The sequence below is a fragment of the Bradyrhizobium sp. NAS80.1 genome (assembly GCF_001908205.1).
Classification (GTDB): domain Bacteria; phylum Pseudomonadota; class Alphaproteobacteria; order Rhizobiales; family Xanthobacteraceae; genus Bradyrhizobium.
In genome coordinates this window covers 1-24,721 of sequence record NZ_LGHL01000133.1, presented here as the reverse complement: position 1 = coordinate 24,721, position 24,721 = coordinate 1, and the positions used below count along the sequence as shown (strand labels likewise).

Here is a 24,721-nt window from a genome sequence, read left to right as displayed (position 1 = left end):
GGCCGACCGCGATGGCGGCGCAGCATGGGTGACAGGGGGCGGCGGCGAGGTCGGCTTGGCCTGCGTCGGCGGCGACGCCAGCTTCTCGCGCAGAGCCGGCTTCTCGACCGGCTGCACATTGACGTGCGACTGCGCAGGCGGCGATGGCGGGGTCAGCTTGGTCTCCCCGGGCTTTGCCGGCGCATTGGCCGTATTCGCCGTGTTCGCGGGACTGACCGTATTGGCGCGCTCCTGGACGTGCGGACGCGCTCCTCCCGTGGGCGGCGCGTTTGACGGCGTCGTCTGCGGCGTGAGCTTGGCGTTGGCAGGCTCCGAGCTGCTGCCGGGTTTGGCGGTGGCGCCAGAGCCACCAGCGGGGCTCGTCGGGGATGTCGACGAAGACGCCCCCGCGGCCGCCGTTCCTGTCTGCGGCGCGCCCTTGATCGCGGGCGCGGTCTGGCCGGGCACGGGCAAGGAGTGGTTGGACGGCGGACTGGCCTTCGTATCCGCCGTGCTTGGCGCGGTGGTCGTATTCGCCGGATTGGCCTTGCCTCCGGCCATGGGCGCGGCGGCATTGCCGGTGACCGGCGCGCCGGGAGCTCCCGTCTTCGTCGTGGCATTGCCGGTCGCCGCTGTCGCCGCGCCGCCGGTCGCAGGTGCGCCTTGCGTTCCCGTGACCGTTGTGCCCTGAGCGCCCGTCTTCGCCGCGGCGTTGCCGGTCCCGGGCGAGCCCGTTGGAGTTCCCGCTGCAGCGTTGCCGGTCGGCGCCGTGACTTGGCTCCTTGCCTTCAAGGCTGCGGATCCCGCCTTCGTCGTCGGATCAACCGAAACCGTGTTGGGGACCGGCGCCTTGTTGTCCCGGATCAGGGCAGCCTTTTGAATCACGGTCGGCGGCACAGCTGTCGTTGCCCCGAGAGGCTTTCCGGATGCTGCCGCAGTCGCGGTAATCGCCGGATCGCCCGCCGCTGTTACCGGCGGCTGCTGATTGATCACCGTGTTGATGACGGTGGTGTTGTGGATGTTGTTGAAGATGATGTTGTTCGGCGGCGGCGCGACATAGACCGGCGGCTGCACGAACACCGGGATCGGCACGAACACCGGCTGCGGCAGCACGAACAGCCCGACCACGGGAAGCGGCGGCGGCAGCACGACGAAATCCGGCGGCGGCGGCGGGCAGAAATAGACCGGCGGCGGCGGTGGCGGCAGGAAGCCAAAATCAGGGTCGCTGAAGTACAGCACGGGACGGTCGACATAGACCACTTCCGCCGGCGGCGGCGGCGGCACGTCATAGTCGATCATCGCAAAGCTCGGCGGCGGCTCGACCGGTGCGGTCAGCATCACCAGACGACGGCGTGCATCGGCCCAGTGCGGCCCGCGCGGATAGCGGCGCAGATACGACCAGTACGCCTCGCGAGTGTCGGTCCGGTAGGTCCGCCGCCAGGTGATCGCTTCGCGGCGCGCCGCCACGATCACCGTCACCCGCTTCGCCATCGGGTCATCGGGATAGGCCGAGAGAAATTCCTCATAGGCCGGCAACGTGTCGCGCTCGAGCGCGGCCGCATAGGCATCCTGCACGCCGAGATCGCGGATCGGCTTGTTGCGGATCGCGGCGACCTGGTCCGGCGCGGCCTGCGGCGGCGGCGCGTCCGGTGCGCTCACGAAGAAGCTGAACTGCGCGCTCACCTTCTGCTCGTCCCACGGCACCTGCGCGCCCTTGCTGGACTCGTTGACGCGCAAGCGGAGGCGGTCGAACACCTCCGGCAGCGGCAGGCCGCCGGTGCGAATCATCTCGGCCAGCGACTGCGCGTAGATGCCGTATGGCCCGGGCTCCTCGGGCGCCACGGTGCCGGGCGCCGAGTTGAAGGCGATCAGCATGTTCGCCTCGGGCTCGACCAGCGCAAGGCCGCTCGCGATCGGCTGGCCGCCCTCGATGAAGGGCTGGGCCCGCGCCGCGTCGAGCACGACGATGTTCGCCTTGAGCGGAATGGCAGCGAGCTGGCGGAGATAGTCGCTGATGCGCAACGCTTCGGTCGGAATGTCGGTGTCGCGACTGATATTGGAATCGACCGGGATGAAATAGTTCTCGCCGGAGAGCTGCACGCCATAGCCGGAGAGGTAAATCATCGCGACCGTGCCCGGCCCCGAGGCCTGCGCCTTCTGGATGAAATCGCGAAAACTCTTGCGCAGCGTGTCACCGTCGAGATCGCGGGCGCCGACGACGTCGAACCCCGCCGCCTGGAGCGTTTGCGCGATCAGGCCGGCATCGTTGGCGGTCGTGGCCAGCGGCGACTTGGCGTAGGCGCCGTTGCCGACCACGAGCGCGATGCGCTTTTCCTGTTGCTGCGCCCGGGCCGGATCGACGAGCCCGCTCGCCGCAACGAAAAGAATCGGCAGGAGGAAACAGATGAAGGCCTTGTGTGTCCCACGCATGGCTTGCTCGCCCGCTTTGTTGTTGAAGTGACACCGCGCATGAGACGCGCGGCCGGCTGAATGGCACTTGAACGAAAGGCTCGGATTGAGGCGGCGGCATGGCCGGGTCCTCCGGCCGTCAGCTTCACGTCAGCTGACTGCGAAACGGGCAAGGCTCCATTATATCGCTCAGCCTTGCGCGATCAGATGGGCCACCCCTCTTAAGCCGATCCCCCTCTTCCGAGCAACCGTTCGCCATGATCGGCGGCGGCCACGCCGCACATCTTAGTCGACGGCTTGCAACTCCGCGAGCTTCGTTCGCGCGGTCGCCTCGTCCAGGGCGACGAGCTCGGCCGGCCCGGGATTCGCCTCTCCTGCCGTCGCCACGGAAACGACCGCAAGTCCAGCCAAGCCACCGAGCATCGCACCGCCCGCCGCGGCATCGTGCCTGGGACTGCTCTTGATGAGGTAGAAGTGCGTGCGGCCGGCCTCCATCACGATCTCGCGCTTGGTGTCGCCCGGAAACGTCAGTTCGGTCACCAGCAATTCGTGACGGCCCGCCGGCCGATCGGCATAGGCATATTTGCCGGCCAGAACCTTCCCGAGTGGCGCACCATCAAGCTTCACCTCGCAGGCGCAGAACGCCATGCTGAGGCCATTCCGCTTGTCCTGCAGCAGGACGACGCGCGAGTGGCCGGCGCTCGGAGGCCCGACCTTTTTTGACACGGATGCAAAGTCGGTTCCGACCTGGTCGCTGACGCACCCCGCCAGCATGGCACCAACGGCCAACAACAACGCGCTCCATCGTAGCATCGCAGCTCCCTGCCCATTCCCCGGGATGCACGCTAGCCAAAGTCAGCCTCAGGTTGCAACGGTCTCGGACCACGACCGCGCAGCCTCGCTGCATCTCGTTAGAGCTGCTGCACGTCCACCACGCCCGCGACCGCCTTGATCGCGCCGGCGATCTGGGGCGAGACCTTGAAGCGGCCGGGCAGTTTCATCTCCACCTCGGTCTCGAGATCGAGCATCATCACCAGCGAGACTTCGCCGTCACCATTGGAGCGCGGCGCGATGCCGGGACTGCCGACCTTTGGCGCAGCGCCGTTCGAGGCGGCCATGTCGGGACCTGCGAGACGCTTGGCGATCGATTCCAGCGGCTTGGTGTCGCGCAGGAAGATGCGCAGGCCCTTCTGCGTCTTGGCCGCGGCATCATCCAGCGGCTCGGCGTGCAGCACGCGGGCGCGGACGTCCTCGCCCTGAAGCTCGGCTCCGAGCTGGAGCAGCACGGCGGCGCCCGGCTCAAGCACGTCACGGTATTGCGCCAGCCCTTCGGAGAACAACACCGCCTCGAAATGGCCGGTCGGGTCGGACAGGCCCATGATGCCCATCTTGTTGCCGGTCTTGGTGCGCCGCTCCATGCGCGACACCACGGTGGCCGCGACCTTGCCGGCGGTGGCGCCGGTCTTCACCGCGCGCGAGAATTCCGCCCAGCTCTGCACCCGCAGCCGCTTCAGCACGGTGGCGTAGTCGTCGAGCGGATGGCCGGAGAGGAAGAAGCCGATCGCGTCGTATTCGCGGCGCAGCCGGTCGGCCGGCAGCCACGGCTCGACCTGCGGCAGCATGATGCTCGGCGCGTCCGCCGAGCCGCCGAACATGTCGTTTTGGCCGATGGTCTCGGCCTGATGCGCGCGCTGGCAGGCGGCGAGGATCGAGTCCGCGCCGGCGAAGACGCGGGCCCGGTTCGGGTCCAGCGTGTCGAAGGCGCCGGCGGCGGCAAGACTTTCGATGATGCGCTTGTTGATCGCGCGCGGATTGACCCGCGCAGCGAAGTCGGCGAGCGAGGTGAACAGCCCCCCGCTTCGTGCGCTCCTCGATGATCTGCTCGATCGCCTGGATGCCGACGCCTTTCAGCGCTGCGAGCGCGTAGTAGATCGTGTTCTCACCGACCTCGAAGGTCGCGCCGGACCGGTTGATGTTCGGCGGCTCGACCTTGATGCCGAGGCGCTGCGCCTCGGAGCGGAATTCGGAGAGCTTGTCGGTGTTGTTCAGATCGAGCGTCATCGACGCCGCGATGAACTCCACCGGATAATGCGCCTTCATGTAGGCGGTGTGGTAGGACACCAGCGCATAGGCTGCCGCGTGGCTCTTGTTGAAGCCGTAGTCGGCGAATTTCGCCAGCAGCTCGAAGATGGTCTCGGCCTGCGCCTTCGGCACGCCGTTCTTCACCGCGCCCGCGACGAAGATGTCGCGCTGCTTGTCCATCTCGGCGCGGATCTTCTTGCCCATGGCGCGGCGGAGCAGGTCGGCGTCGCCGAGCGAATAGCCCGACATCACCTGCGCGATCTGCATCACCTGTTCCTGGTAGATGATGACGCCGAACGTCTCCTTCAGGATCGGCTCCAGAACCGGATGCAGATATTCCGGCTCCTCGTCGCCGTGCTTGCGCGCGCAATAGGTCGGGATGTTCGCCATCGGACCCGGGCGATAGAGCGCGACCAGCGCGATGATGTCCTCGAAACGGTCGGGACGCATGTCGATCAGCGCGCGCCGCATCCCCTGGCTTTCAACCTGGAACACACCGACCACGTCGCCGCGCGCCAGCATCTGGTAGCTCTCGGCATCGTCGATCGGGAGCGTGGCGAGATCGACGTCGATGTTGCGCGGCTTGAGCAGCTTCACAGCGACGTCGAGCACGGTCAGCGTCTTCAGGCCGAGGAAGTCGAATTTCACGAGGCCGGCCGGCTCGACCCACTTCATGTTGAACTGGGTCACCGGCATGTCGGATTTGGGATCGCGGTAGAGCGGCACGAGCTCGCTCAAGGGACGATCGCCGATCACGATACCGGCCGCGTGGGTCGAGGCGTGGCGCGTCAAGCCCTCGAGGCGCTGCGCGATGTCGAAGGCGCGCGCCACCACGGGGTCTTCATCGCGGAACGCCTGAAGCTTCGGCTCGCTCTCGATCGCGGCGGCCAGCGTCACCGGCGCGGCCGGATTTTGCGGCACGAGCTTTGTGAGCTTGTCGACCTGGCCATAGGGCATCTGCAGCACGCGACCGACGTCGCGCAGCACGCCGCGCGCTTGCAGCGTACCGAAGGTGATGATCTGCGCGACCTGATCGCGGCCATAGCGCTGCTGCACGTACTGGATCACCTCGCCGCGGCGATCCTGGCAGAAGTCGATGTCGAAGTCCGGCATCGAGACGCGTTCCGGATTGAGGAAGCGCTCGAACAGCAGCCCGAACTTGATCGGGTCGAGGTCGGTGATGGTGAGCGCCCACGCGACCAGCGAGCCTGCGCCGGAGCCGCGGCCCGGCCCGACCGGAATGCCCTGCGACTTCGCCCATTTGATGAAGTCGGACACGATCAGGAAGTAGCCGGCGTACTTCATGCGCATGATGACGTCGAGCTCGAACGCCAGGCGCTTGTTGTAATCCTCTTCCGTCGTACCCTGGGACAGGCCGTGCACACGCAAGCGATTGGCGAGCCCCTCCTCCGCCTGGCGCTTCAGCTCGGCCGCCTCGACCGCGGCGGCATCGGAGCTTGCGGCGGCGCCGACGGTGAAGAACGGCAGGATCGGCTTGCGCGTCATCGGACGGAATGAGCAGCGCTCCGCGATCTCGACCGTCGAGGCCAGCGCCTCCGGAATGTCGGCGAACAGCACTGCCATCTCGGCGCGGGTCTTGAAGCGGTGATCGGGCGTGAGCTGCACGCGATCGGTCTCGGCAATCAGCCGCCCGCCGGCGATGCAAAGCAGCGCGTCATGCGCCTCGTAATCGTCGGTCGCGGCGAAATACGGCTCGTTGGTCGCAACCAGCGGCAGGCCTTTTGCGTAGGCGATGTCGATCAATCCGCTCTCGACGCGCCGCTCCTTGTCGATGTTGTGGCGCTGCAATTCGACATAGAGGCGATCGCCGAACAGGCTGGCGAGACGTTCGCAGCGCAAAGCCGCAACCTCGGCCTGCCCTGAGGCAAGCGCCAGCGAGATCGGTCCGTCCGGGCCGCCCGTCAGCGCGATCAGGCCTTCGGTCTCACCTTCGAGCCAGTCGAACTTGATATGGCACGCATGGGTGTCGGGCGTCTCGAGGAACGCCCGCGAGTTCAGCCGCATCAGGCTGCGATAGCCACGCTCCTGGGCCGCCAGCAGCACCACGCGCGAGGGCGGAAGCGCGTTGCGCGCATTGGGATCCTGGTCGCCGAAATCGATCGCGATCTCGCAACCGACGATCGGCTGGATGCCGGAGCCCGCCATCTTGTCGGAGAACTCCAGCGCACCGAACATGTTGTCGGTGTCGGTCAGCGCCAGCGCGGGCTGGTGATCCTTCTTGGCAAGCTCGGCGAGCTTGGCGATCTTGATCGAGCCCTTGAGCAGCGAATAGGCCGAGTGAACGTGAAGGTGGACAAATCCGGCGCTCGGCATGGTCGCGTGACGGCCTCTTGCAGATGAGATGGAGCGGTCAGCGCCGAGGGGATGCCAAGGGTATCATGGTGAACATCCTGCATCCGCCCGGCCGACTCGCCTCACAATGGTGGGGCGTCGCCGCCGCAGAGTCCACGCCGGAGCGGCCAATCGGCCGCGTCGTCCTGCTTTTCCCCAAGTCGGCTCCTTGAGGTCGGCCCCTTGAGACTTCAATCGGGTTCGGAAGCATCGGATTTCGATTCCGATACTTTAGAGCTGCGGAATCACCTGGGCCCAGATCGCGATCATCCCGACGAACAGCGTGATTGACGCCAGTGCGGCCGCTTCTTCCACGAAAACCCTGAACATGTCTCGCTCCCTTGCTAGAACGTATGAAGAACATTGTTCTCATTTCGTTCTCGAGAGTCAAGCGCCTGGGGATATCTTGAAGCGGGATGGTTAACTCACTGAATTCAAACAAAAAAAAGCCCCGGCCAACGGCCGGGGCTTTCGACGATCGCTTCGTGCGAAGCGATTAGTCTCAGTAGCGTGCGACGGGCATGCCGCCGAACTTGTAGTTCAGGCGGACGAGACCCATGTCGACGTCCTGCTTGATGTTGTCGGTCACGCCGGCGATCGTCACGTTCTGGTCGCCCAGGAAGATGTGGTTGTACTCGACGCCAACCGACCAGTTCTGGGCAAAGCCGACTTCGAGGCCGGCACCGACAGTGCCACCCCAACGCGTGTTGCTGGCCGAACCGAGGCTTACGCCGGTCGCGGCGTTGAACACCTCGTACTTGTCGCCGACGACGGCGGCACCGCCCTTGGCGTAGAGCAGCACGTTGTTCCAGGCATAGCCGACCTGGCCGGTGATCAGGCCGAACGAATCGATCTTGGAGTGGTTGCGCGTATTGAACACGGCGCTGAGATTGTCGCCGGAGAAGTCAGCCCAGTTGCCCTGGCCTTCGACGCCGAACACGAACTGGCCGGACTGCCAGCGATAGCCGATCTGGCCACCGACGGTGCCACCGGTCGCATTGTGCGAACCCTCGCGGAGACCACCGACGACGTCCCAGGTCGTGTGCGCCGAACCGCCGCCGCCGTTGATACCGATGTAGAAGCCGCTCCAGTCATAGATCGCGGCGACCATCGCGGGCGGCGCCTTGGTGTAAGGCCGCGCAGCGAGGTCAGCAGCCACCGCCGGCGCAGCCGCGCTGAGCGCGACAAGGCTAACAGCAGCAAGCAACACTTTCTTGTTCATTTGAGTCCCGTTCCAGTTTCTTCAGTAAGGCCCCCGGGCCGTGGTGTCGTCATAACAGCGATCGATCGAATTGCTGTAACCGCGACGCAACAGTCAGCTCCAAAGGCCCCTGCTCAGTTAATGGATGTTTATCGGAGTGCGCCCGAAACCCTTTGAAACAAGAGTTTCCATGAGTTCCAATGTCGATTACACGACATATGCGGCAAATGCGCGTAGGGACTCAACGCGCACACAAGCGCGTGATCGGAGAATTGAATGCGTGGAAGAATTGCTCTCCCTATTGTCGCCACACTTTTGCCTGCGCTCGCCACATTTGCTTTCTCGTTCAGCACCAGCACGCCGGCGCGCGCCTTCGGTACTCACCATGCCTTCTGCCTCACCGGTGATGAATGGCCAGGGCTGACCAATTGCACGTTCGACACTTATGCGCAGTGTCAGGCGAGCGCGTCGGGCCGCGCACTGACATGCATCGCGAACCCGTATTTCGCAGGCCAGAGCGATGATCCCTACGCGTATCAGAATCGTCCCCGTGCGCAGATCCCGGGATATTCGCCGGGCTATTTCGTGCCGCGCTGAGATGCGTCGCACATGCCTCACGCTAGGCATGCTCCTCGCGAGCGCGCCTGCGCACGCGCAGACCTACGATCCGAACTATCCGGTCTGCATGCAAATCTACGGCCCGGTCGGCTATTTCGACTGCCGCTACACTTCGCTTGAACAGTGCAGATTTCTCGCCGTCGGCCGCTCCGCGACATGCGTCGTGAACCCGTATTTTCCAGAGAAGCGATCGAAGGCCCCTTCCGTTCAAGGCGCGCAGGCCGGGCGATCGGGTTGATCCATGGACTGCACGATCCGCCCTGCCCTTGACGACGACGCTGCCGACATCAGCGCGGTCATCCTGCGTGCGCTGCGCGAGACGAATGTGAAGGACTATACCGGCGAGATCATCGAAAGGGTCGCGCGCAGCTTCAGTCCGGACGCCGTACTTCAGTTGATTGGCCAGCGAACGGTCTTCGTTGCGACCGTTGGCAGTCGCCTTGTCGGCACGGCAAGCCTCGACGGAAGCGTCGTCCGTACGGTCTTCGTGGCGCCCGATGTTCAGGCCCACGGGATCGGCAAGCTGCTGATGGCCGAGATCGAGCGCACCGCGCGTGAGCGAAACATCCCGTCGTTGACCGTCCCTTCGTCAGTCACCGCCGAAGCCTTCTACGCGCGGCTCGGGTTCAAGGCGGTGCGCGACAGCTACCATGGTGACGAACGCACGATCATCATGGAGCGATCGCTCGATGCTCCCATGTAGGCCCGGCTTGGGTTCGAAGGCGGGCATCACGCACTGCCGCTGCCTGAACCGCGGCGTTGGGTCATGAGCCGAAATTCCCCGAGACAAAATAAGCCAGCCAAGGACCGGCGCGGGCTTCTGCCTGGAGCGTGCGAGCAACAGCAGCAGCACGAACTGCCGCGCAATGACGGCGTGACATCAAAACAATATCGCCCTACCCTCCCCGCACAAGAAGAAGAGGAAGCGCCAATCGTGTACGACTTCATTATCGTGGGCGGCGGCTCGGCGGGGTCCGTGCTGGCCCACCGGCTCTCCGCAAAGAGCGCCAACAAGGTCCTGCTGTGCGAAGCCGGGCAGGACACACCACCAGGCAACGAGCCGGCCGAGATTCGAGACAGCTATCCGGGCACCGCCTATTTCGATCCGCGCTTCCACTGGACCGAGCTCAAGGTCACGACGCAAGTCGTGAGCCACAACAATCCGAACGAAGGACGTCCTCCTTTACGCAAATACGAGCAGGCGCGCGTGCTGGGCGGCGGTTCGTCGATCAACGGCCAGATGGCCAACCGCGGCGCACCGACCGACTACGATGAATGGGAAGCGCGCGGCGCCGAGGGGTGGAATTGGAACGAGGTGCTCCCTTTTTTCAAGAAGGTCGAGCGCGACCTCGATTTCGACGGACCGTTCCACGGCAAGGATGGCAGGATCCCCGTCCGCCGAATCCCGCGGGAGCACTGGACACGGCATTCGCAGGCGTTCGCCGACGCATTCCAGCAAGCTGGCCATCAATTCCTGCCGGACCAGAACGGTGAGTTCGTCGACGGCTATTTCCCGGTGACGCATTCCAACCAGGCCGAGCAGCGCGTCTCCGCCGCGATGGGCTATCTCGATCGCGAAACGCGCAAGCGCGCCAACCTGACGATCTCCACCAACACTGAGGTCAGAGAGCTGCTGTTCGAAGGCACGCAATGCGTCGGCGTGAAGGCGACGGTCGACGGACGGACGCAGGAATTCCGCGGCCGCGAGATCATTCTCTCCAGCGGCGCCATCCATTCTCCGGCGCATCTCTTGCGCGCCGGCATTGGCCCGGTCGGCCACCTCAAGGACCTCGGGATTCCCGTGCTGATAGGACTGCAAGGCGTCGGCCAGCGCCTGATGGACCATCCCTCGATTTCGCTATCGTCCTTTGTCCGCCGCGGCGCGCGCATGAACGAGCATACAAGGCGGCACATGCAGCTCGGCCTGCGTTATTCGTCGGGGCTCTCCGGCGTGCCGAAGGGCGACATGTTCGTCGTCGTGCTCAGCAAATCGGCCTGGCACGCGGTCGGTGCGCAAATCGGCTCGCTGCTGACTTTCGTCAACAAGACCTATTCCGAGACCGGACAGGTCAAGCTTGCCTCGCGCGATCCCGCAGCGGAGCCGATCGTCGAGTTCAACCTGTTGTCCGACCGGCGCGACCTCGATCGCCTGATGAGCGGCTTCCGCAAGATGGCGGCCATTCAAATGAGCGAAACCGTGAGAGCCGTGACGGACAAGCCGTTCCCGGCCTCCTACACCGACCGCGTGCGCAAGATCGGCGTGGTCAATACCAGGAACAGGATCCTGACCAAGATCGCCGCGACCCTGATGGACGGGCCGGCGGCGCTGCGCCACTACATGATCGACAATTTCGTGGTCGAAGGCTTCACCTTCGATAGCGTGATCAACGACGACGAGGCGCTGGAAGCCTTCGTGCGCAAGGCGACCATCGGCGTGTGGCACGCCTCCTGCTCATGCCGCATGGGCCGAGCCGACGATCCGATGGCGGTGGTCGACACCCAGGGCCGCGTCAAAGGCGTCCAGGGTCTGCGTGTCGTCGACGCCTCGATCTTCCCCGTGGTGCCATGCGCCAACACCAACTTCCCGGTCCTGATGTCGGCAGAGAAGATCGCCGCAACAATGCAGTGAACCGCAAAGCCGGGGTCACAACAAGCGAGGCAAGAACCAGGAATGAGCTTGCACCGATGCGCCACCGCAAGTTGTGACCGCGCTGGTCATCGTATAACGTCAGCACCTGTTCTTCGACGCGCGTGGTTCATCGCTTCATGCTCGCCCGAATTTTGCTTCTCGTGACCTTGCTCCCGATTGCGGGCACCTTGCGTGCAAAAGAAACACCGGCTGAGAAGGCCGGATTTGCGCCCAGGCTGACGATCTATCTTGCCAAAGGCCCCCCTGACGCTTGTGGGCCGGGCTGCGACCGATGGATCGCCATCGAAGGCGAGATCGATCGGGATGCGGCGCCGCGCATCCGCCGCTTCCTCGCCGGCGTCAAGGACACCCACCGCCCCATCTACCTTCATTCGCCAGGCGGAAACGTGGAGCAGTCCTACGTCATCGGACGGTTGCTGCGCAGCCGCAAGGCGATCGCGCGAGTTGGCCGGACGATTGCGACGGCATGCGCAGCGGGCACGCAGGTGGACGCCGCATGCCTGAAGACGAAGACCACGAGCGGTGAGATCGAGGCCGAGCTCACCACCCGCAATGCGATGTGCAACTCGGCCTGCGGTTACCTGTTTCTCGGAGCGACATCGCGCGAGGTGGCACCCGACGCCGCGCTGGCGGTCCATAACTCGAGGCTCGTCCTCGTCATCCGCGGCAATCCGCCTCCGGGAGTGGTCGCAGAGGTCCGGCAGCGCCGGATGGTGACCGCCGAGCGCGAGCGTGCTGCGTTCGTCGCGGCGATGGGGATCAGTCGCGAGCTCAATGATCTGATCCGGACGGTGAAGTTCGAAAGCCTGCACGTGCTGACGCGACCCGAGCTCTACCGGTTCGGAATCGACACGCGGCCACTTGCCGAGACGATGTGGCGGCTAGAAAAGGGCACGCGGCCGTTCATCAGCAAGATCGCAATGGTGAAGGAGAATGGCTCTTCGTTCCGGACGATGGAGTGGCGCCTGTTCTGCGAAAACAAGAATCGCGTGCCGCTGATGTTCGCAGGCGAGATCGACGAGGCCATCCTCGGCAAGAGCACGATCCTGATGACGGCGGACGCCGACACGACCAAGGAGGCCGGCGGGTCTCCGATGCGGGCCGGCAAGTACGAGATGTGGAGCGACACGGTCGATCCGGGAATGGTCAAGGCGATGCTGGCGTCCCGCTACCTGCAGGTCCGCGAAAACAGGCCGATGCCGGACAAGCCGGATATGGCAAAGTTCGACATCGACATGACGGGCCTGGCATCGGCGTGGACGCAGCTTGGGGCATCGTGCCAGTCGGCGACGACCGACCCCGTCAGCACTTGGCCCGCGATTCCGCCACCAAGGCGCGGCAGTTAGGCCACCGGCGCGCGGCGCTCGCGCAAGACCTGCTCTCCCTCTCGCCTTCAAACGTCATCTGAGGCTTCTTCAGAGCAGAGGACGTCTGCACCTTGAGAAACGCGTTCTTCAAATCACCGAGCGGTATGCGTCGCATTGAGCACGCGACGCCACCAAGCTCATCCTCGGAAGGGAATGGCCTGAGAACGTTTGATCGTCCGCCCTAGCCCGCTTTCGGTGGCTGCAGCCCGGTCGAATTGATCCATTTTTCCATTTCTGCCACGGCCTCTAGCGCCAGTGCTTTAGACAAAAGCTTATCTCGCTCTTTGCCTGGTCGCATCTTCTCAGCAGCGGCCACTAAGGCTGCGATGTCAGAGTACGCATAGTCCCCACGCCCAATCACGCCTGCCTCCAACTCATTCTGGCGACGAGACGAGTATGCAACCCCCGGACGCTGCGCGCCAGAGCTGACAGTTTCACGGTCAAGTTATCGAATGACGCAGCCCGCAGGCGACCTGCATTGAAGGCCAGGCGACTTCTCACTCCAATCCACGTTTGCCCAAGGGGTTGCGTTCTACCCGGAGCGATTAGGACAGGGATTCTGGTATTGCCTGCACAACAGCGGCTGTCCCTTGGTACAATAAACCTTCGGACAGCACCCGATTAGTCTGAATTTCCCGAACTGCAACTCTTGGGCGAAGTCGACTGTCCTGTTTGTGGAATGCCCTGAGTGGCTGCATGCTTGTGCGCGAACAGACCCGACGCCTCGCCTCAATTCGCTCGGCGCTTGCTTGGCCTCGGCGTGTCCAAGTGTTCGGCTCCAAGGTCTCGGCTCCAAGTCCTCTGCTCCAAGTCCTCTGCTCCAAGTCCTCTGCTCCAAGTCCTCGGCGCGTCCGGATCGGTGAACAGGTCGGTGAAGCAGAAAGCAACTTTGGCCGGGATTTCGCATGCGCTCGGTCAGAGCAGCAGCAGGCCTGAAAACGTGTGAAACACATCTCAGGAGGCGAATATGGGTCGTGGAATGCCATCGATGACCGCGCTCCTCGGAATGCTCGCTCTTGCGGGTTATCAGAACCGGGACAAGCTTGCTGAGATCTTCAACAGCGCGACGGAAGCGCTCAGCAAATCTGGTGGCGGCGGTGGACAGCCGCAGGCACAAGGCGACCTGTCGAGCGTCCTGGGCGGCCTGCTTGGCGGCGCAGGTGTCGGAGGCCTGCTCGGTAACGGCCTGAATGAACTACTCGATCAGTTCACCAAAAATGGCCAAGGGGAAGCTGCGGAATCCTGGATCGGTCCCGGCCCGAACAAGGATGTTTCGCCGCCTCAGCTCAAGCAAGCAATCGGTCAGGATGTCCTGGCGACGCTGGTGCAACAGACCGGACTATCGCAAGACGAACTTCTCGCCCGACTTTCGCGAGAACTGCCCTCGGCCGTGGACAAGTACACGCCCGACGGCCGATTGCCTCCTCGCAACGGTTGATTTTACCGCGTACAGGGAAACAGCAGCATGGGCATCATCTGGACCATTATTATTGGTTTTCTGGCAGGACTCGTCGCCAAGTTCATCATGCCTGGGACCAACGAGCCGTCCGGCTTCATCATGACGACCATTCTCGGCATCGTGGGCGCGATCCTCGCCTCCTATCTCGGGCAGGCGGTCGGTTGGTACAAGGCAGGCGAAGGCGCCGGCTTTATAGGCGCCGTCGTCGGGGCAATCATCCTGCTGGCGATCTACGGCTTCGTGACCGGGAAGCGGTCAGCAGCCTGACCAGTCGTCCGCGGCCCAAAGGCTACCATGCAGGCGAAAGTCGGTGACTGTTGATGCGCCGGGGTGTTCGCGACGCTCAAGCGCTGTATTCGGTAGCTCTATGAGGGCGAGGATTCCGGCAGCGTCCGCTTCCGGTACGCCTCGCGGCTGGTCATCTGCCGGCATCCCGCACAGGACTTCGCGCGCCTGGGCTCACTCCTCATCCAGGCCGAAGTCAAACGCTTGTGCTGGAGCCCCCTTGCGCGCTGCGGCAAATTGATCGAGCGATAAGGTCAATGTAACGGATGAAGAGTTCAGATCAGTAAGTCCGAGCTCTAAGCTTTTGCCGGATTCTAGTTGCGCTATCAGACTCGGTTCGACGGGGGCCGCCGCGATGCAGATATTGGTGAGGCACCAATTGAACGGGATTTGGGTGGGCTGCCCCTGATCTATCGTTACCGCGACTCCACGCTGCAGATTCGCCCCTTGTGGAACGAATATTTGCAAGCGAGCCGGACCGTCGGCGCGCTGAATCAGATCGACACGCGCCACCGCCTGATCGAGATCGTCGGTACCAGTAGAAGTCGTTCGACACATCGTAGTCCCATCGGACGACTCAAAGCAGAGCTTTCGCCAGTTTGAGTATTGAATCTTTTCAGGGATGCGCACTCGCGGAGCCTTGACTTGAAGCTCCGCGGACGAGCTGTTGCTCGCTTGCTGCTGGGTGTTGCCGGTTGCTGAATGCTTCTTGAGAAACTGACTTACCAGCGGGGACCAGATCGGCACGGCGTCAGGGGAATCGATCATGAAATGCCCGTCGCTTCCGAACGGCGGCAGCATTCGATATTCCACATTTCCTCCCGCCGCGGCGAAAGCGTCACGCATCCGCTTTGTAAGCTCCGGGCCAAAATAGCTATCGTTCTCCGCGTATATCCACAGCATCGGAACTCGCGCAGTCTGACCAAATTCGCCTGTAGCCGCGACGAGCTTATCGGGAGCACAATTGTTGTTGGGCTTCCCGTCCACCCTACCGCCGCGTCCCGCCGCGAAGGTGACAATGGCCCGAACTGATGATGGGTTGAGACTCGCAAGAGCGATCGATCCCCATCCGCCGCCCGACTGCCCCACAACAACAACCTTGCCGGGCTGAACGATCTTCTGCTTGCTCATGTAGTCGATGACCCACTCGTTTAGAGTGGCGATGGCGAGCCCGGGGCCCCGAAAGTTCGGGCTGTCGCAGCTACTGATATGCGCAAACACCGCTCCGTAGAGCCCCTGATCCTGGTCATCCAGGCTGCTGGCTCCATATCTCACCGGGGAGATGACGAAGTAGCCTTGGCTCGCGAACCACCGTGCGGCAGCCCGGTATTCGATCGTCGGAAACATCAGTCGTTCCTGGAGGCCCAGCGCAATTCCATGGTTCATGATCACGAGGGGAAACGGGCCATCGCCGACTGGCTTCACCACGAAGGCAAGCACGGGCAGCGGGAAAGGTAGCCCCCAAATTTCCTCTTGAATTCTTGGCGATGCAGCAACTTCTTCTGCAACAGAAGCGGAATGGAGGAGCTGACTTGCCAGCAAGATCAGAAGAACCAGAAGGCGCCTCAGCATCTCCTTACTCCGCTCTCGGGAAACAATGCCGCAGATGCCGCTGGAAGGCTAAGTAGCCGAGACTCGAACCCTTTGACGTAGATCAAGCCCCGAAGTTCAGTCCACTCCGGAATAGGAGGCGACTTCACGCACCAAAGCGCCTCGCACAGCACGGAGATGATCATGAGGTCCTCGAGTTTTCTGCGTACCGCCATTCTCGCTGCAGCCAGTACCTTGCTGCTCGGCACAGGCGCCCAGGCCGGGCCGATGCCGACACATGTGACGACGATGAAATCGATGGTCGATCAGAGCACCACCGAACGTTGGGTTGGCGGCTGGCGCGGCGGCTACGGCTATCGCGGCGTCGGATGGGGCTACCGCGGAGGCTGGGGCTATCGCGGCTACGGTTATCGCGGCCTCGGTTACGGTGTCGCCGGCGCCGTGGTCGGCGGTGCGATCGCGAGGAGCGCCTACTACGGGGGCTATGGCGGCTACTACGGCGGGTACTATGGCGGCGGCTATCCCGTCTACAGCCCCCCGATCGTGTTGTATTACGGCCATAGCAACGTCTACGGCTTTGGCGGCAGCTATTGCCCGCCCTATGATGGCTACGCCGGCTACTAGATCCCGGCTTTGGCTTGAGAGGCCTTAGCCCGCCAGCGTAACGATCAAGGGTCCGTTTCGGGTTGCGACGACGGTGTGTTCGTATTGAACGGTAGGCGCCTCGGGGCTGCTGTAGAGCGTCCATGGATCATCGCCATCCTGGGCCCACTCGGCGCCAAGCGACAGGAACGGCTCGACGGTGAACACGAGTCCGTCGCTCATGATGCGGCGTTCGGAGCGGTCGGGCCATGTTGCGATCTCTGTCGGCTCCTCATGGAGGGACAAGCCGACACCGTGACTGGCGAGGTTCCTGACCAGACTGTAGCCGTTCTTCCGCGCAAAGGTCCCGATGGCTTGACCGATGCCGGCAATCGGTTTGCCGGCTCCAACTTGCCGCAAGCCGGTCCACATCGCCCGCCGGCCATCCCTGCAAAGACGTTCGATCGCGCTGGCTATGGGTGGAACGGCGAACGAGGCTCCGGTATCCGCAAAGAAGCCGTTCTTCTCGGCTGACACGTCGATGTTGACCAGGTCGCCGCGCTCGATCCGCCGGTCACCTGGGATGCCATGGGCGATCTCCTCGTTCACGCTGATGCAGGTCGCGCCAGGGAAGTCGTAGGCCAGCTCCGGAGCTGAGCGTGCCCCGGCAGCCTCCAGGAGTTTTCGCCCGATCTGGTCGAGCTCGCAGGTCGTCATGCCCGGCTCAAGGGCCTTCCCCATCGCCTCCAGCGTATTGGCGACGATACGCCCGACGTCTCTGAGGCGGGTGAGGTCGTTGTCATCCGAGATTGTCATATCAGGCTCTTTTCGAAAGCCGGGACATAGCGGCTGTGAACGCGACTTGCAAACGGGAGCGCGCGCCCGGTCATTGTGCGTCTATGTCCCTACTCCGGTGTGTGGTTGGATGAGCCCGGGTCCAAAGCAGCAATCGACCGCAGCAAGGCTGTATGGCCTTGGGCGTGCAGCAGAAGTGGGCTGGCGATTCACATAAATTAATGCGTACGGCGCAACGAAGCCTCAAAGTCGTCTCCGGGACAAAGGGCAACGACTGCAATGGATCGCGTCGAACAGGTTTTCGTCGCCACGGCGGTCACGGGTTTTCTGGTGATGCTTGGGGCGATCATATGGATGATGTTGAGTTGAGGGGCACACAAACCACGTCGTTGCGACTGGCCCTACCCTATCTCGCCATCAACCTCTGCATTGCCTTGGCTCTATGGCTGATCTGGAGCCGACTGTCCTAAGCCGGATCGCTCTCCCCGTAAGCCGGTTCCCCCCTGGCCAGGACATCCCGGGCACGTTGCGCCCGTGCGATATGCTCACTGTCGCGTAACATCTTGAACGCGTCGCGAACCAGTTCGCGCGAATACGCCAGAAGGCGCGCGTCATACGCGCTGGGTGTATAGATCATCCAAGCCTCGTCCTGCTTGAAGCGCGACGCGCTTTCGACGAAACGTGTCACGCCTGGCGCGGGCCGATCAGTCCGGCCAGCCCACGGATCATTGCCGCGATGTCGAGCGGCTTTTCCCAAAGCATTACGTCCTGAAATTCAGGAGCGATGCTGATCCTGTCGTAGCCGGTCGTGAACACGAACGGCACCCTGCGCGCCCTGAGCTCTTGCGCAATGGGAAAGACCATCTCGCTGCGAAGGTTCACGTCGAGCACGGCACCATCGACGATCGAGCCGTCATTGAGGATGCGCAGCGCGTCCTCGACTTCACCGACTGGTCCGGCAACATCCGCGCCGAACGATCCCAGAGCGTGGCTGATATCGTCGGCGAGGAAATATTCGTCCTCGACGACGAGAATACGGCGTCCCGACAATAGCGCGCGCTCACGCAACAACGTTGTCGATGCCACCATGTTTCCCTCCAGCACCCGAAAGATATTGGAACAGACGGCAGAGGGCCGCCTTGGTACAAACGAAGCACGCGAAGGCGGGTTCCCGATGAGCAACCGCGACATCATCGTGATAGGCGGCTCGGCTGGCGCCACTGCACCGCTAAAGCAGATTCTGGCGGGACTGCCGCTCGACTTGCCGGCCGCCATCTTCGTCGTCCTGCATATTCCGGCTCAGGGCATTGGCATCCTTTCGACGGTTGCCGCTGCCGCCGGCAGGCTTCCGGTGCATCAGGCCGAGCACGGCATGACTTTCCAGCGTGGCCATGTCTATCTGGCCGCTCCCGACCACCACCTCCTGCTGTCTGAGGGGCACATTCAGTTCGGGCGCGGCCCGCGCGAGAATATGGTTCGTCCGGCGATCGATGCGCTGTTCCGTTCTGCCGCGGTGCATCACGGCCCCCGTGTGATCGGTGTCGTCCTGAGCGGCTTGCTGTCGGACAGCGCCGCCGGGCTCCATGCCATCAAGCGGTGCGGCGGGATGGCGCTGGTCCAGGATCCCGCCGACGCGATCTCGCCGGAGATGCCGCAGCGCGCCCTGGAGGCAACGATCGCCGATCTCTGCGTGCCCGCCGCGCGGCTCGGCGATGTGCTGTCTGATCTTGCGCAGGAAGCACCGGGGGCCGCGCTTCCAATCGCCGCCGACATTCGCCTGGAGGTCGAAATCGCGGCGGGCGAAAGAATCGGTTCCGTCAGCCTCGCCAAGATCGCCGATCCGGCGGCGCTCACCTGTCCGGGCTGCGGCGGCGTGCTCTCCGTCGTGAAGTACGGCCACCCTATGCGGTTTCGCTGCCAGGTCGGTCATGCCTATACCGCAGACGCGCTCGCGAAGGAGCAGGAAGGACAGGTCGATGAAGCCTTGCGGGTGGCGCTCCGGATCATCGAAGAACGGGCTGAACTGGTGCAGCACATGGCTGACGATGGCCGACGCAGCGGCCGGCCCGCGGTGGCCGAGATGTACGCGCTGCGCGCCGCCGAATATCGCGAATATGCCGACATGATCCGGCGCGTCGTGTTACAATCGCTCGATCCGGTGATCGGCCAGCGAAAGGCTTGAGGCCTCACCATGACCATCTCCCTTGCCGAGCGGACCGAGCAACTCCACGCGGAGGAGCGCCTTCTGGTCAAGGCCGATGCCGATATCGACCAAGGCTGGCAGCGGATCCGCAACCAGGAGGATCTGGTGCGGGAACTCCAGGCCGGAGGACATGACTCGGGGCACGCAGAAAGACTGGTCGATCTGCTCAAGCAAACGCTCGTGGAATGGGAGCGGCATCGCACCCTGATCCTCCAACGGGTCAACTACCTTCAACGCGAGGTCGATGCTGGCCCGCCGATGGACAGTTGACCGCCGTTCAATCGCGTCCGTCCCTGACCGGAGCTGTTCTGGTCCTTTTCGCTGTTGGGATGTACCCTGAATCTCTGCTATCTCTTGATCCCGGATAACGAGAGTAGCGGCCATCATGGATGAAGTCGGCAAGGCGCCGGGAGATGGGGAGCGTCAGGCCAGGGCCCCATTGATCATTGGCGTTGGTGCTTCAGCCGGCGCGATCGACAGCATCGAGCGCTTTTTCGGAAAGCTCGCGCTTGGCGATGACCAGGCCGTCGTGCTCGTGCTTCAAAATCGAGAGGCGCTCACCGACGAGCGTCTGCGGGCGCTCATTCAGCGTGCCGATGGAGCCGAGCTTTCTGAGATACGCGACGGGGCGTCGGTCGAGGGCGGCACGATCTACCTCAGCCCGGTTGCCATGATTACCACCATCCAGGGCGGCCGCCTTGCGGTGCGGAAGGCGGAGCAAGGACCGGGCGAGCGGGCGACCATCGACAGCTTCCTCGTGTCGCTTGCGGAGGAACGCGCCGAGCAGTCCATCGGCGTGCTCTTGAGCGGAACCGATGGCGACGGCACGCTGGGCGCGGCCACCCTGAAAGACCATGGCGGGCTGGCGATTGCCGAGAAAGTCGAAGGTGACGATTCCGAGCACCTGATCGATAGCAGCAGGCCGGCGGCGATCGCCGACTATGTCCTGACGCCCGAGGACATTCCCGAGCATATCCAGGTCTATGCGCGGCATCTGCGCCGCCTGGAGGAGAAGCAGGGTTTTGACGAGGTTCTGGCGGCGGCAGCAACCTCGCTGTCGCGCATCGCCGACATCCTGCGCAACAAGACCGGCAACGACTTCCACGGCTACAAGCAGAACACTTTTTTGCGCCGCGTGCAGCGGCGCATGCAGGTGGTGCAGATCGAGGAGATCGCTTCCTATGTCGATTTCCTCAGGAGCGACAAGGACGAAGCCCACCATCTTTTCAATGACCTCCTGATCGGCGTCACCGAGTTCTTCCGCGACAAGCGCGAATTCGAGGTGCTCGAAACCCAGATCATTCCGAAAATCTTCGAGAACAAGAACGTCGGACAGCAGGTTCGCGTTTGGGTACTCGGTTGCGCGACCGGTGAAGAGGCCTATTCGATCGGCATACTGCTGCGGGAGCATATGGCGACGCTGGATTCCGCGCCCCAGGTTCAGATCTTTGCGACCGACATCGACGGCCGCGCGCTCGCGGCCGCCCGCGTCGGGCGCTATCGCACCAACATCGAACAGGACATGACGCCCGAGCGCCTGGCGCGCTGGTTCGTGCGCGAGGGCGACACCTATTGCGTGGTGAAGGAATTGCGGGAGATGTGCATCTTCTCCCAGCACAACGTCATCAAGGATGCTCCGTTCTCGAAGCTCGACATCGTCTCCTGCCGCAACCTCCTCATCTATCTCAACGCAGAGCTTCAGAACCGGGTCATCCCGTTGTTCCATTTCGCGCTGCTGCCTGAGCGCTACCTGTTTCTCGGCAATTCCGAGAACGTGACGCGACATCCAAAGCTGTTTGCACCCGTCGACCGCCGCGCCCGCATTTTCAAGAAGCTCGACACCGGCACGCGACTGCCGCCTGAATTTCCGATCTCGACCGCGGCGGGCCGCGCTCCGGTCGAACAGGCACCGATCCGCTCCTTCGGTCCCGACGTCGGACTTGAGCGCCGCGCGCAGCGGATCGCCGAGCGCTATGCACCGGCCTATGTGATCACAGACGACAATTTCCAGATCCTGCACTTTTCCGGCCGTACCGGGCGCTATCTCGAGCCGACAGCTGGCGCCGCCTCGCTCGATCTGCTTCAGCTCGTCCATCGCGACCTCAGGCTGGAGCTGCGCACGGCGTTAAGTCGCGCAGCAGAATCAAACGAGTCCGCCCATGCCGAGCAGATTCAGCTAGGCGTCAATGGGCATCGCGTTCTCGTCGATATCACCGTCGAGCCAATTCAAGACGGCGCAGACGGCCATCGCAATTTCGTCATCCTGTTCAAGGACGGTCCGGCGCGCGCAATCGACGCACGCGAAAGTAATCCGAGCACGCTGGTGCGGACCGAGCACGTCGAGCGTCTCGAGAGTGAATTGCGGGCAACCCGCGAGCGTCTTCAGGCGACGATCGAGGAACTCGAAAGCACCAACGAGGAGCTGAAATCCTCGAACGAGGAGTACCAGTCGCTCAACGAAGAGCTGCAGTCCGCCAATGAGGAGCTCGAAACCTCTCGCGAGGAATTGCAGTCGGTCAACGAGGAACTGACCACCGTCAATGGCGAGCTGGCGCATCGGGTCCAGGAGCTGACCCGCGCTACCAGTGATCTCAAGAATTTCCTCGAAAGCACGCAGATCGCGACCGTCTTCCTGGACAACGATCTCCGCGTGATGAACTTCACGCCGGCGATCACCCAGATTCTTCATCTGGTCGAAACCGATGTCGGCCGCCCGATCGCGCACATCAAGGCGCGCATTCCCATCGAGGAGCTCTATGATGACGTGCGCCGCGTGCTCCGGACCCTCGCAAGCGCCGAGCGCGAGCTGACCGCGCCGGACAGCGGCACACGCTATATCGTCCGTATCCTCCCCTACCGTAGCATCGACAATTTCATCGCCGGTGTGGTCATCACCTTCATCGACGTCACTGCGATCACGCGCGCGGAGGAGCGGCAGCGGCTGCTCCTGGCCGAGCTTCAGCATCGCGTGCGCAATACGCTCGGCGTGGTGCGCTCGATCGCCCGGCGTTCGGCCGAGACGAGTTCCACCGTCGAGGAATATTCGGCGCATCTCGACGGCCGGCTGAATGCCTTTGCGCGGACACAAGCGCTGGTGACGCGCGATCCGGAAGGCGGCGTCGATCTCGAGTATCTCGTCGTCGAGGAACTTCTTGCCTATAACGCCCGCGAGGGCGAGCAGATGCGCGTGTCTGGACCTGCCGTCCGCTTCCGGCCAAAGGCCGCCGAGACCTTTGCGCTTGCCATCCATGAGTTGGCGACGAATGCGCTCAAATATGGCGGGCTCGGGCAGCCGTCGGGGCGCCTCGAGATTTCATGGCGAATCGACGAGGCGACCGATCCGCCGAAACTGCTGTTCGAATGGCGCGAACGAGGCGGACCGCGCGTCGCGCAGCCGAAGCGGAAAGGCTTTGGCACGGAGCTTCTGGAACGCACCCTCGCGTTTGAACTGAAGGGGCAGACGACCATGTCGTTCAATACGTCCGGGCTTCAGTGCCAGATTGCAATTCCCCTGACCAAAAGAACCTTTCACACGCCTTCAATGGACGGCTGATGCGCTCCCAGAGCACCACCGACGGAGGTCTTGCACAGGCGGTCATTCGCCGCTTCCACGCATTGCGGCCTCTGTCTGACGAAGCAGTAGGTGCGCTCGAGCAAGCCATTCTTGAGGGCCTGTTCCGCGCTGGGCCGGGTGAGGATCTGGTTGCCGAGGGCGACCCGATCGACAGCGTTCGGATCGTGCTCTCGGGTTGGCTTTACCGGCACAAGACGCTCGAGGACGGCCGACGGCAAATCGTCAATTTCATCCTGCCTGGCGAGACCTGCGACGCGCACGCTTATCTCCTGTCCACCATCGACCATTCGATAACGACGGCAACGCCCGTCACCTACGCCGAGATCAAACGGGCCCGTTTTGAGAAACTCATGGCGAGCGAGCGTACGCTGGCCGAAGCGTTCATGTGCGAAACGCTTCTGAACAACGCGATCCAGCGCGAATGGGCGATCAATCTGGGGCGGCGCGCCGCACTGGAGAAGGTGGCTCATCTTTTTTGCGAAATTTACGAGCGGCTACGTCCGGTCGGGTTGGTTGACGGTAACTCGTGCAGCTTTCCGGTGACCCAGATGGACTTGGCCGACGCGACGGGCCTGTCCGTGGTCCATCTTAACCGTACGATCCAGGAACTGAGGGCAACCGGACTGATCACGCTGCGGGAGCGCACGCTGACGATCGCAGATCTCGACGCCCTGAAGAGCGCGGCTTTGTATTCGCCGAACTATCTCCAACTTTACCGACAGGTCTAAAGCGCCCCTCGCGCCAAAAAAGGCCCCAGCACCTGGGTTTCCTGGGAGGATTGAGTGCCGGGGCCAAGATGCCTGCCGCTGTTTGAAACCGGCAGGAAGGCCCATTGTCCGCATTTTCCAAGGCCGCGCACTAAAGCAGGTGAATCCGAGCCGGCCCGCGGCATGAAAGAACGCCCGAGCCCCTGGAACGGTCTGGTAGGCCGACCGCGAAATTTCGCGGCTCGTTAACCTATTGAAATGCCGGAACCGGACGCGCGCCCGAAGCTACGAATGCTGCTGACTTGGGGCCGCCCCCATCCGGCAGACAAAGCCCCGGCGGCACACCTCCTCGCCGGGGCCGACTTTCGTTCTTCCGAAATGATCGTGCAGGTACCAATGCCGGCCAAACGTACTCGAAGGAAACAAACGCAATCGCTCCAGGAACGATTGATGTCATTTGCCGACAGCGCCCGCGAGCTCGCCCGCGGCATGCCGCCGGGCAAAGAACGCGACATGCTGCTCAGGCGCGCGAAGCAGAACGAGGTGACTTCGCACCTGACGGATTGGCTGAGTACGCCGGGCGACCAAACGCGTAGAGGACAATGATACAGAGCATCAAGCACTATCGCGCCTTTCAGGTCGATCCGGACGGTCACGTCTTTGGCTGCATCAACCTCGTGTGCGCCGACGACGACGAAGCCAAGCGCCAAGCAGCCTCATTTGCGCAGGACCATCGCATCGAACTGTGGCGTCTCGACATGCGCATCGCGCAGTTCGATCAGGCCCCCGCAATCGTTCACGAGCAGGCCGCGAGCTAGTGTCCTGAGTCACAAGTTCGCAATCATAGATTCGCAGTAGATTCGCGTCGCTGTGCCAAGGATGGAGGCAAACAGCGACGGAGTCTCCA

21 protein-coding genes and 1 pseudogene are annotated in these 24,721 nt (G+C 63.1%); 14 read left to right on the top strand and 8 right to left on the bottom strand.

What is annotated here, in order from left to right; translation table 11 throughout:
• The 4 genes and pseudogenes from AC629_RS28560 to AC629_RS28545 all read right to left on the bottom strand — a co-directional run.
• Positions 1–2,409, bottom strand: a 2,409-nt coding sequence (locus AC629_RS28560) for a caspase family protein (RefSeq protein WP_084808200.1), incomplete at its 3' end; no start/stop codon positions are given.
• 264 nt (positions 2,410–2,673) lie between these two features.
• Positions 2,674–3,180, bottom strand: coding sequence for a DUF2846 domain-containing protein (locus AC629_RS28555; protein ID WP_245332026.1), 507 nt, complete (start codon positions 3,178–3,180; stop codon positions 2,674–2,676).
• 119 nt (positions 3,181–3,299) lie between these two features.
• Positions 3,300–6,804, bottom strand: a pseudogene (dnaE, locus tag AC629_RS28550) (DNA polymerase III subunit alpha).
• A gap of 520 nt (positions 6,805–7,324) precedes the next feature.
• Complete coding sequence (locus tag AC629_RS28545) at positions 7,325–8,044, bottom strand: outer membrane protein (protein WP_084808198.1); 720 nt, start codon at positions 8,042–8,044, stop codon at positions 7,325–7,327.
• Between the two features lie 255 nt (positions 8,045–8,299).
• Between AC629_RS28545 and AC629_RS28540 the strand changes: the two genes are divergently transcribed.
• The 7 genes from AC629_RS28540 to AC629_RS28510 all read left to right on the top strand — a co-directional run bounded on the left by AC629_RS28540 (position 8,300) and on the right by AC629_RS28510 (position 14,384).
• The gene (locus AC629_RS28540) at positions 8,300–8,620 is read left to right on the top strand and encodes a DUF3551 domain-containing protein (RefSeq protein ID WP_084808197.1); all 321 of its coding nucleotides are present in this window, start codon (positions 8,300–8,302) and stop codon (positions 8,618–8,620) included.
• A 1-nt stretch (position 8,621) separates the two neighbouring features.
• A complete protein-coding gene (locus tag AC629_RS28535) occupies positions 8,622–8,879 on the top strand; it encodes a DUF3551 domain-containing protein (RefSeq protein ID WP_084808196.1) in 258 nt (85 codons plus the stop codon).
• Between the two features lie 3 nt (positions 8,880–8,882).
• Positions 8,883–9,344 carry a GNAT family N-acetyltransferase gene (locus tag AC629_RS28530; protein ID WP_084808195.1) on the top strand — a complete coding sequence of 154 codons (462 nt, stop codon included), beginning with the start codon at positions 8,883–8,885 and terminating at the stop codon, positions 9,342–9,344.
• A 231-nt stretch (positions 9,345–9,575) separates the two neighbouring features.
• Positions 9,576–11,270, top strand: coding sequence for a GMC family oxidoreductase (locus AC629_RS28525; protein WP_084808194.1), 1,695 nt, complete (start codon positions 9,576–9,578; stop codon positions 11,268–11,270).
• Positions 11,271–11,458: 188 nt separating this feature from the next.
• The gene (locus AC629_RS28520; protein WP_245332025.1) at positions 11,459–12,637 is read left to right on the top strand and encodes a COG3904 family protein; all 1,179 of its coding nucleotides are present in this window, start codon (positions 11,459–11,461) and stop codon (positions 12,635–12,637) included.
• A gap of 988 nt (positions 12,638–13,625) precedes the next feature.
• Entirely contained in the window at positions 13,626–14,096 is a 471-nt protein-coding gene (locus tag AC629_RS28515; protein WP_084808193.1) for a YidB family protein, read from the top strand.
• 27 nt (positions 14,097–14,123) lie between these two features.
• Positions 14,124–14,384, top strand: a complete 261-nt coding sequence (locus tag AC629_RS28510) for a GlsB/YeaQ/YmgE family stress response membrane protein (protein WP_084808192.1) — start codon at positions 14,124–14,126, stop codon at positions 14,382–14,384.
• Between the two features lie 192 nt (positions 14,385–14,576).
• Here the strand turns inward: AC629_RS28510 and AC629_RS50265 are convergent, their stop codons facing one another.
• Positions 14,577–15,974, bottom strand: coding sequence for an invasion associated locus B family protein (locus tag AC629_RS50265; RefSeq protein WP_084808191.1), 1,398 nt, complete (start codon positions 15,972–15,974; stop codon positions 14,577–14,579).
• Between the two features lie 162 nt (positions 15,975–16,136).
• Here AC629_RS50265 and AC629_RS28500 point away from each other — a divergent pair, with 162 nt between their 5' ends.
• The gene (locus AC629_RS28500) at positions 16,137–16,577 is read left to right on the top strand and encodes a hypothetical protein (RefSeq protein WP_084808203.1); all 441 of its coding nucleotides are present in this window, start codon (positions 16,137–16,139) and stop codon (positions 16,575–16,577) included.
• 24 nt (positions 16,578–16,601) lie between these two features.
• On the opposite strand, the gene map is transcribed toward AC629_RS28500, so the two are convergent.
• The 3 genes from map to AC629_RS28485 all read right to left on the bottom strand — a co-directional run bounded on the left by map (position 16,602) and on the right by AC629_RS28485 (position 18,419).
• A complete protein-coding gene (gene map / locus AC629_RS28495) occupies positions 16,602–17,351 on the bottom strand; it encodes a type I methionyl aminopeptidase (protein ID WP_084808190.1) in 750 nt (249 codons plus the stop codon).
• A 445-nt stretch (positions 17,352–17,796) separates the two neighbouring features.
• On the bottom strand, positions 17,797–18,018 hold the full coding sequence (locus AC629_RS28490) for a hypothetical protein (protein ID WP_084808189.1): 222 nt from the start codon (positions 18,016–18,018) through the stop codon (positions 17,797–17,799).
• On the bottom strand, positions 18,015–18,419 hold the full coding sequence (locus AC629_RS28485; protein ID WP_084808188.1) for a response regulator: 405 nt from the start codon (positions 18,417–18,419) through the stop codon (positions 18,015–18,017). Before AC629_RS28485 ends, AC629_RS28490 begins: the two co-directional genes overlap by 4 nt.
• Before the next feature lie 85 nt (positions 18,420–18,504).
• Between AC629_RS28485 and AC629_RS28480 the strand changes: the two genes are divergently transcribed.
• The 6 genes from AC629_RS28480 (at position 18,505) to AC629_RS28455 (ending at position 24,632) form a co-directional block, all read left to right on the top strand.
• Positions 18,505–19,512 (top strand): chemotaxis protein CheB, encoded by a 1,008-nt coding sequence (locus tag AC629_RS28480; RefSeq protein ID WP_084808187.1) that lies wholly within the window; start codon positions 18,505–18,507, stop codon positions 19,510–19,512.
• A gap of 9 nt (positions 19,513–19,521) precedes the next feature.
• On the top strand, positions 19,522–19,803 hold the full coding sequence (locus AC629_RS28475) for a hypothetical protein (RefSeq protein ID WP_084808186.1): 282 nt from the start codon (positions 19,522–19,524) through the stop codon (positions 19,801–19,803).
• Positions 19,804–19,918: 115 nt separating this feature from the next.
• Positions 19,919–23,086 (top strand): CheR family methyltransferase, encoded by a 3,168-nt coding sequence (locus tag AC629_RS28470; RefSeq protein WP_084808185.1) that lies wholly within the window; start codon positions 19,919–19,921, stop codon positions 23,084–23,086.
• On the top strand, positions 23,086–23,835 hold the full coding sequence (locus AC629_RS28465; protein WP_084808184.1) for a Crp/Fnr family transcriptional regulator: 750 nt from the start codon (positions 23,086–23,088) through the stop codon (positions 23,833–23,835). The genes AC629_RS28470 and AC629_RS28465 overlap by 1 nt, the downstream gene beginning before the upstream one ends.
• A 270-nt stretch (positions 23,836–24,105) precedes the next feature.
• A complete protein-coding gene (locus AC629_RS28460; protein ID WP_502693060.1) occupies positions 24,106–24,420 on the top strand; it encodes a hypothetical protein in 315 nt (104 codons plus the stop codon).
• The gene (locus AC629_RS28455) at positions 24,417–24,632 is read left to right on the top strand and encodes a hypothetical protein (RefSeq protein ID WP_245332024.1); all 216 of its coding nucleotides are present in this window, start codon (positions 24,417–24,419) and stop codon (positions 24,630–24,632) included. The genes AC629_RS28460 and AC629_RS28455 overlap by 4 nt, the downstream gene beginning before the upstream one ends.
• The last annotated feature ends 89 nt before the right edge of the window (positions 24,633–24,721 follow it).